Genomic DNA, 13,944 nt, shown 5'->3' with positions numbered 1-13,944 from the left:
GTCGCGCGCAACAAGTACAAGAAGCTATAGGCGGTCAACGTACCGTGGGACACACGGAATCGGGCTTCTGAAATGGGGCGAAAGTCTGTGGACTCTGTGTAAGACAGTACATGGTTTTTTAACTGTGGTATGCGACGGTGATGGAAGCAGAAACTTAAATCGTGAGGTTTAGGAATCGCCGCACTTTTAGGGCGGCGAGGATGTCAAGGCTAACCATTACCCCAATTCTAGAATTATCCGTTTTTTTAGGTTTTCTTGACTACTATTCGGCGGTAGCCAATCCAGTTTCGGTGCTGCCGGTGGTGCGACGACGGGTGAGAGTATTAAAGAGCATAATTCCGATCGCTTTGATTAGATTACCTTCCAACTCTTGGAACATTTTCATGTTCAGGCCAAAAGCGGCGTTAGCTTCGGTGACAATGCGATCGGCCATGGCTTGATCTACCGGTAACTCGTCGAGAGTTTGACGATAGTGGTTTTTATAGGCTTTTTCGTCGGTAATATCTTTAAAATCATAGAAAGCTGTGCCACCAGTTTCCAGATTCATCGCTTTTTCGGCGATTTTTTTCAAGATTTGCCCCCCGGACAGATCGCCGAGATAACGGGTATAGGAATGAGCGACTAATAATTCGGGTTCTGTTGTGGCGATTTCCCGAATCCGGTTAACGTAGGCCTGACCTGCGGGAGATAAAGCGATCTCGTTGCGCCAATTTGGACCGTAATAAAAATATAAATCCTGTTCCAGCGCATTTTTGCGATTGAGTTCAGGAAAACAGATTTTAGAAACGACGGGATGACTACGAAGTTTTTCCATCTCCTCCTCCATGGCCGAATAGACGAAGTAGAGGTTAGCCACCAGTTTGCGATAGGAAGTTTTTTCTACCACGCCTTTGAGAAAACACTTGACAAAACCGACGTTTTCTGCCATGGTGTGGGATTTTTTCGTGCCTTCTCGCAGTTGAGTTGATAAATTAACGCTCATATTATGATCACCTGTTGGGATGAGTAGAATGGATCGGGTTCGTTACAGATGCTTACTAAAACCGTCTATTTTGGTAGATTAAACTGAATCGATCGCTAATTTTATTAAGAATTTTTACAGTGCCGCCGGGGGAGCTTAGGGGAGAAATTTAGCTCTAGCAGGACTTGACCGCCGGTTGAAACCGGTATCGATCGAGATGGCGCAATTGTAAAGATTAGTGAAAAACTGCTCCCTAGTTGATCTTGGTGAGAGAGAGGGTGTAGTCTAGCACCAATATCAATCATCGAGCAACATTCTTCACACTTCTTAGAAATTCTTAACATTCAGGAGACTTATATCAGCAAAATTTCACAAATTAAAACCGAATTTAGCAATCATGCTTATAATCAGTACAGGATTCTTTATGTTGTGCTAAACTCAAGCCCTTGAGAGACAAAGCCCTAGTTGCGATGTCAGCGAGAACACATTTAGCAACTCCCTATCCAAACCCTTAGTCATAACACTCTGGTAATGCCCCGAATACTTGTAATCGATGATGATCCTGCAATCGCGGAATTAGTCTCCATCAACTTGGAGATGGCGGGTTATGACGTTAATCCCGCAGAGGACGGGATTAAAGGCCAGGCCTTGGCCGTCCAGTTACAACCCGATTTAATCATGCTGGATTTAATGCTGCCCAAAGTCGATGGTTTTACTGTCTGTCAGCGTTTGCGACGAGATGAACGCACGTCCGACATCCCGATTTTGATGCTCACAGCCTTAGGACAAACCCAAGATAAAGTGGAAGGTTTTAATGCGGGTGCTGATGATTACCTGACCAAACCTTTCGAGGTGGAGGAAATGTTAGCTAGGGTACGCGCTCTCCTCAGACGCACCGATCGCATTCCCCAAGCCGCTAAACACTCAGAAATCCTCAGTTTTGGACCTTTAACCCTGGTTCCCGAACGTTTTGAGGCAGTCTGGTTTGAAAGTGTGGTCAAGTTAACCCATCTAGAATTCGAGTTACTCCACTGTCTTCTCCAACGTCACGGTCAAACCGTTTCCCCCAGTGATATTCTCAAGGAGGTCTGGGGATACGATCCCGATGATGATATCGAGACTATTCGCGTTCATATTCGCCATCTGAGAACGAAACTAGAACCCGATCCCCGCCACCCTCGCTATATTAAAACCGTTTACGGTGCGGGTTATTGTCTGGAGTTACCCACCAATGAACAGGTGGTGCTTGATTCATCGGCGGCAACGGTTTAAACAGGGAGCAATTGTCTAGATAGGCAATAGGGACAATTGTTTCCTCGCTCCTCCTCCTCTTCAGATTGAGAAGGTTTGACCGGCGGTTGGGTTTTGATGGCTATGGCTGAGGCCTCTTTTTGGCCCTGACTATAACGAGGGGAAAACACCCCCAGCAAGTCAGGACAATGGCGAGAGTAACTACTGGTTTAAGGTAAATCCGTCGCCCCCATCAAAAAGCGATCGCATTCCCTGGCAGCCCCGCGGCCTTCATTAATCGCCCAAACCACCAAACTTTGACCACGACGACAATCCCCCGCTGCAAAGACTTTAGGTAAGCTAGTGGCAAATTGACCGTGTTCGGCCTTGATATTGCTGCGAGCATCCTTTTCTAAGCCTAAATCATCGAGTAAAGGCTGTTCTGGTCCCAAAAATCCCATGGCCAATAGAACCAATTGCGTCGGGATGACTTTTTCTGTTCCTGCTACTGGTTGGGGGATAAACTGCCCTTTTTCGTTGCGTTGCCATTCCACCTGTACCGTGTGAATCCCTGTGACGTTGCCCTCGCTATCCCCCTCGAATTTAGTCGCCGTGGTGGTATAAACCCGGGGGTCATCGCCAAAACGTGCGGCCGCTTCCTCTTGTCCATAGTCCATACGGTAGATTTTCGGCCATTCGGGCCAGGGATTATCGGCGGCCCGTTCTCGGGGCGGTTGCGGCATAATCTCTAATTGGGTGACGCTACGGCAGTTATGACGCAGGGAAGTCCCCACACAGTCGGTTCCCGTGTCACCACCGCCGATAATTACTACGTCTTTACCCGCGGCCGAGATAAAATCCTCCCCGGACTGTCCGTCTAATAGTGCCTTTGTATTAGCGGTGAGAAACTCCATGGCGAAGTGAATGCCCTTTAATTGGCGACCTTCGATGTTTAAATCCCGGGGTTTGGTGGCCCCGGTACAGATAACCACGGCATCGTATTCGTTTAATAGGTCTTGGCTGCTGATATCCTTGCCCACTTCCGTGTTACAGACCATTTTTACCCCTTCCTGTTCGAGCATCTGGAGACGACGCAGAACCACTTCTTCCTTATCTAACTTCATGTTGGGGATACCGTACATCAACAGGCCGCCGGGGCGATCGGCCCGTTCATAAACTGTCACCCAGTGACCGGCTTTATTTAACTGGTCGGCGGCCGCTAATCCAGCAGGTCCAGAACCGATCACGGCCACTTTTTTGCCGGTACGGATGGCGGGGGGATTGGCAGTAATCCAACCGGATTCCCAACCTTTGTCAATAATCGAACATTCAATATTTTTGATCGTAACGGGGGGATTATGAATACCGAGAACACAGGAACCCTCACAGGGGGCGGGGCAGACTCTACCGGTAAATTCGGGGAAATTATTGGTTTTATGGAGGCGATCGAGGGCTTCTCGCCACAATCCTCGATAGATTAAATCATTCCATTCGGGAATCAGGTTATTAATCGGGCAACCACTGGCCATGCCACTAATTAGCGTTCCCGTGTGACAAAATGGTGTACCACAATCCATACAACGGGCGGCCTGATTGCGGAGTTTATCTTCTGGCATGGGAAGATGAAACTCATCCCAATTATGAAGGCGATCGAGGGGGGTAAGTTCGGAAGGAAGTTCACGCAGGAATTCGATAAAGCCAGTCGGTTTGCCCATAGTCTTTGTTATCTCTGTCGTTTATTCCCTATCTTCCTTCACAGTTCGATCGATCCTCGCAACTTTACCGATTTCTTTAATAAAATCTGGGAGGGTGGGGCAAAGGAGAGATGCTCTTGGCTAGGATAAGACTAGGGGATTACCGATTGAGCTAGGTAAAAATTCGGGTACATTAACGGTTTTTCCATTGATAGGAGCTAGTTTTTCGAGGACAAAGTCAGGAACTTTGGCTTCTTGGCCTTTTACCTGACAACAATCGCGCAGGGCGATTAAAAAACCTTTGGGTGTGGTGTCTAGGTGTTTTAGCCATTCCCACCATTGACTATCATTATCCCGATAGAGGTCGAGCAGGTGCAAAGCCGCTAAATATTCAGCGATGGGATCGAGAGCGAAACGGAGACGATCTTGGGCAGGTCCGACGATTTGGATAAGATGTAGGCGTTGTTCCAGATATTTTAGGCGAATTTCTGCGGTATTATCGGCCAAAGCCAGCAAAATATCTTCAATTGCGGCGGTGTTCGGCTGATAGGTACTTTTCAAGCATTCCCAAGCCACAATTTTCGCTGTTTTCTGTACTATGCGATCTTCTAGTTTATCTTTGTGGACATCTCGATTCAGTTCGTTAACATAGTGAAGCATTAAATCGGGGACGTTATCGGGCAAGGAAGCGGTCAGAGTTTGGGCTGATTCCACTTTAGAGGCGATCATTTGTTCGGCATAAAGTTTCGCCAAGAGGAGGGTGATATTGCCGCGATCGACGATCTGAGATAGGTGACGACAGGCATCGAAGAATTCGGGATCGGGAAAGAGTTCTCGTTTGCCTCGTTCCCTCAGATAAGCATCCATGAAGGATGATAGGTGATTACCTTCAATCCGTAGGGGTTGAATGGTAGTTTTGACGACGTGACCAAGTACTTCCCGCGTGCGGGAGGTAATTAACAAAGCGTTGGCAGGACAATCGGGCATTTCCGGGCGGATGAGTTCGCGGGTTTCGGCGCTCATTTCCGAGAGATGATCGACAATAACGAGGATGCGTTGTTTTCTGAGCAGTTGTTCCAGAAGTTTGGCCGAAATGGGTTCAGTATCTTGTCCTAACTCGTCGTTGAGTTGTCCCAGAATCGCATCGGTAAAGGGACATTTATCGTGATCGGGATCGAGATCGTCTTCGATCAGTACCGGTAACATTCGATGTTTAAGGATTCGCTCGTTTTCGTCCTCGGACATCGCCCATTGGGCAATCTGACAGGCAAGACTGGTTTTGCCTGAACCGCCTTCACCCCAAATCAACAGGTGTTTTCGTGTGGCAAAGGTAGTTTGCAGGTGTTTGGGGGTGAGTTGGGCGATGGTCGTCCGGTCATTCAAAATGACCGGACTGGGAACGTGAACCAGCCGTTTTTCTACCGTATCTTTTTGTTGAAAGGCTTCTTGTACCGATTTGATGTGAACCCCGACCCAGGCATCTAAAACTCGTCCATGATATTTGAGGGGAGAGAGTAAACGTAAAAAAGTCACCGTTACAGAACCGATCGCGGAAACGAGCGGATTGCTAATCTTTGCTGAGGTTTCCAATGCCCCTAACAAACCTTCATCGAGTTTCAATAACCAGAGTGGTTTTAACCAGAACATTCCACCGTAGGAACTCAGTACAATCACCACGGCCCATGCCCAGGGATTTTTGAGTATATCGTGTAGGATAAACTGTTCTGCTTGGATCATTCTGAGAATCTCTAGCTGTTGCTCGGTTTTTCTAATCTCCTGTTCATAAAGAGACTGCTTCTCTTTCAGGGCTGCCAAGGCTTCATTCAAAGAATCGATCGCTTTCTTAACATCGATTTTGTTGTTCCGGGCCTGATCGGGAAAACTCTGAGCGATCGCCGCTATCGCTTGAGCAGCTTTGGGCTGTTCTTCATCCAAAGCTTTGATCAGACTTTCGAGGGTTTTTTGATCGCCGTTGAAATCAAAAGTATCTTTTTGTGCTATTAGTATCCCCAAAGCGGCGGCAGCATCACCTCTGACTAACGAATTAGGATCGTTTTCTAGGATGTCATGCAGTTTAGTTAGGGTTTCGCGATCATTGCCCCCGATCTGTCCCAAAGCGGAAACGACATAGGAGCGTAGGGTATAATTTTGGTCGTCTAAAGCCGTGCGAAGTCTGGGGATAGTCTCTTGAAGAGCTTTACGAATCCCGCTATCTTGGCTATTTTGGGCGATTCTGCCTAAAGCATCGGCGGCTTCTTTGCGGACAACCCAAGAGGGGTCACCTAAAGCTTGATCAAAAAGTTCTACTAAAGCTAGGTCTGGTGTGACAATTTGTCCTAAAGCTTTGGCCGCACTGGCGCGCAGATGACTATTGGTATCTTGTTTCAGGATAGCTTCGAGTATCGGAATCACACCCGCATTTTTAGGTACATTTTTATCGGTAAAACTCAAGAGGGTTTCTATCGCTAATCCCCGCAGTTCATCGTTATTATCTGGGTTTTTTAGCACCTGTACCAGTTCATGGACTACGGGGGCTGCCCCAATACCTCGCAACGCCCAAATGACACTTTTACGCATTTCGGGGGGTTGAGAGGGATCGAGCAGCAGCTCTTTTAGTGGGAGTATGGCATCTTCTGCCCCTGTGCCGATGCCCCTCAAAACATAAGCGGCATTTTTCCTGACTTCTAAGGGTACGGTCGATTCTTGAACCGCGGCAATTACCGAACAGAAGATCGGCTCCTGTCGTTTTCCTTCCCAATCGCTCAGGGGATATAAGTCTTTACTCCATTGATTAACTATTTGTAACTGTTGTGACAAGGTTTTAGTCTTGATCTGTTCAATTTTAGATTTAACTTCTGGAGAATTTATTTGTTCCGGGGTACAGGTAACAGCCCCAGCACTACCGGAAGGATTTAAGAGGGAAACTAGGCTCAACAACGTGGCACTTAGCCCTGTCAACGGTGAATAACGGAGATGTTTATTCATGATTTTACATCCCAACCAAGATCAGACAAAAAGACTGCATTCTTAAGTCTTTAAATAAATAACTACCCTGCTCTACAGCCCATCTAAGCCTCGAACCCATTCTATCGTTATAATTTTTTTAAATCTCTAATACTTAACAATAATTAATAGATATTTGTTAAAATCAACGAAAAGATAAAGGCTCCCTCAAACTTGCTGGCACAACGAGAAGAACTATATCGCTCTTCTAGGACTCTAGGCAGAGAAATGATAGTAGCGAAAGACATAGATTTTAGCCATTAAACTACTTTGTTAGTACAAGGTGTCAAGGCGAGCCGTGATTGGGTTGTCGCTCTTGGAGATGTCTAATCTTCAGTAAATATTTTCTCGTATATTTTTTGGTCTAACCCAACTCGGTATGTCTATATATAAATGTGTTTTGCTTGTATTGCAGCTGTTTCACAAGTCATTTAAAACCCAGATTGGCAAACCCTAGTAATACAAAATCCTGTTTAAAAGGTATAGGGGAGCGGGGGGAAACAATCCATAACTGGGTTTTTACAGTTGGATTCCCAGTTAATCCCACTTCCCACTATCAAAAACGGATTTGCTATGAAACCCCCCTGAACGGTTACTTTTTATCTCTGTCGTTTATTCCCTATCTTCCTTCACAGTTCGATCGATCCTCGCAACTTTACCGATTTCTTTAATCTTATCGGCAACTCAGTGGACTAACAGGCGGTAATTTTGACAAATTCGGGAATTAACTATTGAGTTAAAAACAGGCGATTTCAAGAGGAAGGGGGCAATTCTAAGGGGATAGCCCCGATTATTCCCTTACGAAAATCATTGAGTAACTGCATGGCTGCCCTTTCTTTATCTTCTTGATATTTGAGATTGGCCAATGTTTCGATAAAATCCTCCCCGGTCATGTCTAGAGTATTCAACCCATAACGAGATTGTAAAAGTCCTTCATAGTTTAATTCTACTAATAAATCGACAAAAGCCGCCGCTATCCTTTGGTTATCATAACCAGCATCGCCAATATCCTCACAGATAGCTAATTTCACCGCATCCCTTTGATTATCTAAACGGGAAGGAATCACCCCCGGCGCGTCTAATAATTCTAAGGTGTCGGAAATTCGTACCCATTGTAATTGTCGCGTTACTCCGGCCCTGCGGGCGCTGGCGACGACTTTTCGCCCTAATAAACGGTTAATCAGGGCAGATTTGCCCACATTGGGAAACCCGATCACCACGGCGCGCACTGGACGCGGTAACATTCCTCTCAGTTGGCGTTTTTGGTTAATTTCATCGCCAATTTTTTCCGCCGCTTTGATAATTGCTTTAACTCTTTCTCCCTGTTTAGCGTTAGTAAAATAGACGGTTTTTCCTTGACTTTTAAACCATGTTACCCATTGTTGATGGGCAGATTCGGGAATCATATCGAGACGATTTAAGATTAACAAGCGCGGTTTATTGCCAATCCAATCGTCCACCTGCGGATGATGGGAAGCTAAGGGAATGCGAGCATCGCGCACTTCTAAGACCACATCCACAAGTTTAAGATGTTCCTTGAGTTTTCTTTCCGCTTTGGCAATATGACCGGGATACCATTGAATTAACGACATGGGAGATGGGAGTATAAAATTAAATCTTATCAGGAATAGTCCCTAGATAGCTATAATTATCTGAGAAAAAGTTTAGTAATTTCACTGCAATTATAACAGGATTGTCGATGACTAATTTAAAAAAATGGCAAATTATTAAATCCGAGCTAGTTTTTCATAATCGTTGGTGTCAAGTCCGTCAAGACGCGGTGAAGTTATCCTCCGGACAAGTTATCGATGATTATTTCGTTAATATTCGTCCTGAAATTGTTTTAGTTGTTCCAGTTACTGGGGATAATCAATTGGTTTTTGTCCGTCAATATCGTCACGGAGTTAAGGAAATTTTATTGGAATTTCCTGCCGGAGCAGTAGATGCGGGTGAAGATGATATTACTGCGGCAGCGCGTCGGGAATTCGAGGAGGAAACCGGTTATCAAAGTGATTCTCTAATAGCTCTGGCTGTTTTGTACGATAATCCCGTTAAAGATACTAACAGAATTCATATTTTTTTGGCTCTTAATGCTACTCCCACAGGTCAACAAAAGTTAGATATTACCGAGGAAATTGAAGTTATTCTTCGACCTTTACAGGCAATTAATCCACAGGAAATTACCGTCTCTGGTAGTTTAGCTGCTTTCTATCTAGCGAGGGATTTTTTAAAGCAAAATTAAGTAATTCTAGCGGTTATCTTAATGGGGAGGTATGAAGTTTTCGTTTATTCCCACTTCCCCACTCCCCGCTCTCCTACCTCTGCGCTTTTCTCTACTGTTTGAACAGGATTTGTATTACTTTAAGTTTTATTTTTTTCACTTGTCTATGAGTAATTTTTTGATGATTGCTGGCTTTATCCTATCAGCTTATGCGATTGTTGCCAACGATTCCCTACAAACTTTAGGGACTTTTTTAAGTGCCAATGAAGAACGTCCCTGGTGGAGTTTATGGCTGTACACCAGTATAATCTTAGCCTCGATTTTTATCGCTGGTTGGTATATTAATCAGGGAGATGTGGCTTATAATCGACTAGAAATGATTCCCTTCCCAGAAACTTTTACTTGGATTTATATCGTTCCTCCCTTAGCAATTTTAATTCTCACCACTTGGGGAATACCTGTGAGTACAACCTTTTTGGTTTTAACAGTTTTTGCTCCCCAATCTCTAGATGAAATGTTAATTAAATCTGCTTGGGGTTATTGCATTGCTGTTATAGTGGGGTTAGTCATCTATCGAATTATTTATCAATTAGAAAACTTTTTCCTAGAAACAGTTAATCAAGAACCTCAAAAAATCTGGGTGGTTTTACAGTGGTTATCCACCGGGTTTCTCTGGAGTCAATGGTTAATGCAAGATTTTGCCAATATTTTCGCCTATCTTCCCAGAAAGTTAGCAGCAACATGGTTAGTTTTATCTCTAACAGTTATGCTACTCCTGCAAACCATCATTTTTATTAATCACGGTGGTCAAATCGAGAAAATTGTCACTAGCAAAACTAACGCCCATGATCTGCGTTCTGCAACAATTATTAACTTAATTTATGGTCTAATTTTACTGTTTTTCGTTGGCTATAATCATATTCCCATGAGTACCACTTGGGTATTTTTAGGTTTATTAGGAGGTCGAGAAATTTCTCTGACTTTAACCAGAGAAACCCCTAATTTAGCCGCCACGGGTAAACTGGTTTTAGGGGATGCCTTGAAAGCTTTTATCGGTATGATTGTTAGTGTTACTATCGCTCTTGCTTTACCTCTACTCGCTCAAAAACTTAACTATCTATAGGAAGTGGGGTGTGGGGTGTGGGGTGTGGGGTGTGGGGAGATGTAAATTAAGAATAACAAGATTGGGGAGATAGGCGATCGATTGATGCTCCGGAGTGATAAAGTTTTCTATTGCTGATAATCTCGAAATTATCGTTCAACCAGATTAAAGATGCTTCTGTGACTAGACCTTCTTCAAGAGTGACTAGGGAAAAATTGCGAGATTTACCCGTATCGGAGTGGAGAATACGAGGGACACTGGCAGCATTCAGATAAACAGTTCCCATCTCGGAAGTGACCACGGGATTGCGTAAACGGGAAGTAGTATGACGGAGACGGTGGTGCATATGACCGAAACTGACGAGAGAAACCTGTTTTCCTAATAGCTGTGCTTGTGCGATGGCCGCTGCTAAATCCGGATCCCCGTGGTCCCCTCCCAAAGGTTGCCAATCGCGACCACAGATAGCTTCCGCTTCCTTTCCCAGTCCGGCTGGACCATTGTGACCTAAAAAAATCAGGTTATTATAGGCAGTATCTTGAATATTAGCGATAATTTTGGCAGTAGATTCGGCAAAACTGCTGATATTATAGCGTTCTTGAAAAAATTCTCCATTTTTCCACTCGGATCCCCCCCAAGTAAAGGGACGACCCCCAACAATCGAAAGCTGTAAACTGGGTAGGTCTAGTTTTGAGTAACCCACATGAGCAACCCCTAATAATTCTAACTGGGCGGTGACACGATCTTCCTTGTTGCGATCGTAGGGACATTGTTTTCGTCCCCAGGGGGTGGCGCTATACCACGCGTCATGATTACCGAGAATAACGGCTTTTGGTAAGGACAAACTAGCAATCCGACCGACAATTTCTAGGGATTCATTGCCAAAATCGCCGACAAATAGGGCTAAATCCACTTGTAAAGCTTCTAGAGCTAAATTATCTTCTATTTCCCATTGGTCGTGAATGTCACCGATGACGGCGATTTTATAGGTGCGAGGGAAAGAACTTACCATTACCAGTTATCAACTATCATTTATCAGTAACGATCATAACTAGGATTGGCCGAATAAATAGACCTCTTGCAAAAATCAAAAATCTTCCTTTAGGTGAGGAGTCTCCGAGCCAGTAGTCAGTAGTCAGGAGAATTAAGAATGAGCATTAATCAATTAAATGCTCTATTTGGTTATTTTATGCAATTTTATGCTTATTTTTCTCATTTTTGCCCTCTCAAAAATTAATTATGCAAGAACTCTGGTAAAGATGTAAAGATTTAAAACAAAGTTATCCACAGTCATCGGTTTGTTTGTAAATTTAGATACAGAATTATCAGGGTGATCTGTGTATGTCTTTACTACAATACCGCACTACTGCCGTTGTTACTTGTCCCCAAGCAAATACATGGGTACAACTCAGAATGCTCCCCTCTCCATACAGCTTTGATGAAGCGCTACTACTCTGTGAACAGGATCAGGGCCGTTGGGTGGCATGGATTCCCGATTTTGGCGAAATTATCTTGATCGAAGGGCAATTTGAGGGATAAACTAACTCTTGCTAACAATTAAGGCAGATAAACAGCGATCGATCACTTGTTTTAATACTAGAGCCGTCCAATCGATATCGGCCGCGCTGGTGTCCCTTCCCAGGGTTAAACGAATTCCCGCTAATGCTTCTCGATCGCTGTAGCCCATAGCTTTTAAAATTGGACTAGGGGAAAGTTTGCCACTATGACAGGCGGATCCGGAACTAATGCCGATTCCTGCTAAATTAAGCTGACGAACTAGCTGTTTTCCCGTGATGTGACTGTTATCGTCCGGACGGACAATAAAGCTGACGTGGTGGGGTAAACGATAGAATCGGTCTCCTGTGGGCAGCAGATAAGGATAATCGGCTAAGAGGTCAAATAATCGATCTCGCAGGGCTATTAAACGCATTTTTTCGCTAATTAAATCTTTTTGGGCTAATTCGGCCGCTAAACCGAAAGCTGCGATCGCTGGTACGGCTGGGGTTCCCGATCGCAGACCTTTTTCCTGACCACCGCCCCGCAGTAATGGTAAAATATCGACACCGGCTCTGATGTATAAAGCTCCCGATCCTTGCATTCCATAAATTTTATGGCTAGAAAGAGATAATAAATCTATGGGCAGTTTCCGCACATCAATAGCGCATCTTGCCGCCACCTGCACCGCATCGGTGTGAAAAAGAACTCCCCTTTCTCTGGCAATGCTGCCCAATTCTTCAATCGGTTGTAGAGTTCCCACCTCGCTTTGTCCGTAAATAATGGAAATTAAGACCGTATCGCTTTGAATTGCGGCTTTTAGGTCTAAAGGATTAACTCTACCTTGACGATTGACGGGAAGACGAGTAATTTGCCAACCTTGCTGCTCTAATTGTCTACAGGGTTCAGCGATCGCTGAATGTTCCACACTAGAAATAATTATATGACGGGGGCGGTTATACTGTTGAGCAACCCCGATAATCGCTAAATTATCGGCTTCCGTGCCGCCAGAAGTGAAGATAATCTGGTCTGGATTGGCATTAATTAACCCTGCTACCTGTTCTCTGGCCATTTCGATGACTGTCGCCGTATCCTGTCCCCAAGTGTGTAAACTGGAGGGATTGCCCCAATGATGCCGGAGAATAGTGGCAACCCGCTCGATCACTTGGGGATGAGTGGGGGTAGTGGCACTATAGTCAAGATAAATTTGCATTATTTTACAATCTGAGAAATGAGAGTCAAGACAGGCAGCTATTCTCAGTTTAGCGGCTTAAGGATTAGAAAGCGGGTTTCTTAAAGAAACCCGCTTTCTTAAAGAAAGCGGGTTTCTGGGTTTCTTAAAACTGCTTTCTAGCATCTTTTCTGATCTCAGGGTAAACCAAAAGTCTGAGCAAGGTTTTTCATGGTACGGAACAGCTTATAAGGCTGGTCAGGAAAAGTTTGAAAGTCAAACCTTTGGTGAAATCTTACTACAAAAATCAACAGATTCCGAATTTAACACAAATCTAGCAACTATTTATTCATCATTTGCTCGTACCATTGAGCGTCTGCTTGAGCTTGCTCGGAGGGAGCGGGGGGATTTAACAGGGCCTCGACAAAAACGAATTGATCGCGTTCGGTTAATTCTACCAATTGGCTATCTTTGATCGTTTGCATAGCTGCCTCAGCCAAAACTGACACCATAAATTCAGTCAAGTTCTGTCCCCGTAAAAAGGCAGCCATCTCCATCAGTTGCTTTTGCTCTGCTGTTATGCAAGCCTCTAACCGCGCATTTTTGCGGATTTTAGTCCCTTGGGGTAAATCTTTATCTGGTTTCGTTCTCATGGCTTAGAAATTATCTAATTTAAGCACATTATATTCTTAGAAAACGGGTTTCTGAGTTGATAAGAAAGCGGGTTTCTGGGTTGTTGACGAGAAAACGGGTTTCTTAGAGAAACCCGTTTTCTGGATCTCTTTGAAGCCTTACTCATCTAACAACAGCCCCTTTAACTCTGGAGAGATGACATCTATATCCATCATCATAAATGAACGACAAGCAGCCATCGAGCCTAAAATCGCGACAATAATTTCCAGATTGGGTAGTGTTCCTTCTCTCCATCCCCTGAGAGGGGGACAAGCGAGCTAGAAGGTAGATAGGGCAAGCGATATCGCTCTTTGTCCTTTGATGTAATCCTTCAACCGATAGCGGCTAATTTGCATTAGCTCTTCTATATTTTTTTGGAACATTTGATGTAGCTGGAGC

11 protein-coding genes are annotated in these 13,944 nt (G+C 44.5%); 4 read left to right on the top strand and 7 right to left on the bottom strand.

All coding sequences use genetic code 11. The annotated features are described in order from the left end of the window. Positions 1–262: 262 nt before the first annotated feature. Positions 263–982 carry a biliverdin-producing heme oxygenase gene (locus tag IM456_RS00845; protein ID WP_287691976.1) on the bottom strand — a complete coding sequence of 240 codons (720 nt, stop codon included), beginning with the start codon at positions 980–982 and terminating at the stop codon, positions 263–265. Between the two features lie 510 nt (positions 983–1,492). On the opposite strand from IM456_RS00845, the gene rpaA reads away from it, so the two are divergent. Next, a complete protein-coding gene (gene rpaA / locus IM456_RS00840) occupies positions 1,493–2,233 on the top strand; it encodes a two component system response regulator RpaA (protein ID WP_002798623.1) in 741 nt (246 codons plus the stop codon). Between the two features lie 188 nt (positions 2,234–2,421). Here rpaA and IM456_RS00835 read toward each other — a convergent pair whose 3' ends face one another. The 3 genes from IM456_RS00835 to ylqF form a co-directional block, all read right to left on the bottom strand. Continuing rightward, entirely contained in the window at positions 2,422–3,906 is a 1,485-nt protein-coding gene (locus IM456_RS00835) for a glutamate synthase subunit beta (RefSeq protein ID WP_287691975.1), read from the bottom strand. Between the two features lie 120 nt (positions 3,907–4,026). Next, complete coding sequence (locus tag IM456_RS00830) at positions 4,027–6,870, bottom strand: HEAT repeat domain-containing protein (protein WP_149986877.1); 2,844 nt, start codon at positions 6,868–6,870, stop codon at positions 4,027–4,029. 770 nt (positions 6,871–7,640) lie between these two features. Beyond that, positions 7,641–8,480, bottom strand: a complete 840-nt coding sequence (gene ylqF / locus IM456_RS00825; RefSeq protein WP_149986876.1) for a ribosome biogenesis GTPase YlqF — start codon at positions 8,478–8,480, stop codon at positions 7,641–7,643. A 107-nt stretch (positions 8,481–8,587) separates the two neighbouring features. Here ylqF and IM456_RS00820 point away from each other — a divergent pair, with 107 nt between their 5' ends. Next, on the top strand, positions 8,588–9,130 hold the full coding sequence (locus IM456_RS00820) for an NUDIX hydrolase (protein ID WP_287691972.1): 543 nt from the start codon (positions 8,588–8,590) through the stop codon (positions 9,128–9,130). Between the two features lie 160 nt (positions 9,131–9,290). Further along, positions 9,291–10,232 (top strand): hypothetical protein, encoded by a 942-nt coding sequence (locus IM456_RS00815; protein WP_287691978.1) that lies wholly within the window; start codon positions 9,291–9,293, stop codon positions 10,230–10,232. A 46-nt stretch (positions 10,233–10,278) separates the two neighbouring features. Here IM456_RS00815 and IM456_RS00810 read toward each other — a convergent pair whose 3' ends face one another. Next, on the bottom strand, positions 10,279–11,220 hold the full coding sequence (locus IM456_RS00810) for a TIGR04168 family protein (protein WP_287691970.1): 942 nt from the start codon (positions 11,218–11,220) through the stop codon (positions 10,279–10,281). Between the two features lie 329 nt (positions 11,221–11,549). Here IM456_RS00810 and IM456_RS00805 point away from each other — a divergent pair, with 329 nt between their 5' ends. Continuing rightward, complete coding sequence (locus tag IM456_RS00805) at positions 11,550–11,747, top strand: hypothetical protein (RefSeq protein ID WP_012264871.1); 198 nt, start codon at positions 11,550–11,552, stop codon at positions 11,745–11,747. A gap of 1 nt (position 11,748) precedes the next feature. Here IM456_RS00805 and IM456_RS00800 read toward each other — a convergent pair whose 3' ends face one another. Next, positions 11,749–12,915, bottom strand: a complete 1,167-nt coding sequence (locus IM456_RS00800) for a cysteine desulfurase family protein (protein ID WP_287691969.1) — start codon at positions 12,913–12,915, stop codon at positions 11,749–11,751. Positions 12,916–13,214: 299 nt separating this feature from the next. Further along, positions 13,215–13,526 carry a type II toxin-antitoxin system TacA family antitoxin gene (locus IM456_RS00795; protein ID WP_149986872.1) on the bottom strand — a complete coding sequence of 104 codons (312 nt, stop codon included), beginning with the start codon at positions 13,524–13,526 and terminating at the stop codon, positions 13,215–13,217. Positions 13,527–13,944: the final 418 nt, after the last annotated feature.

Source organism: Microcystis sp. M079S1 (assembly GCF_020246425.1).
Taxonomy (GTDB): domain Bacteria; phylum Cyanobacteriota; class Cyanobacteriia; order Cyanobacteriales; family Microcystaceae; genus Microcystis; species Microcystis aeruginosa.
The sequence above is the reverse complement of the archived record's forward strand: the minus strand, read 5'-3'. Positions and strand labels throughout refer to the sequence as shown.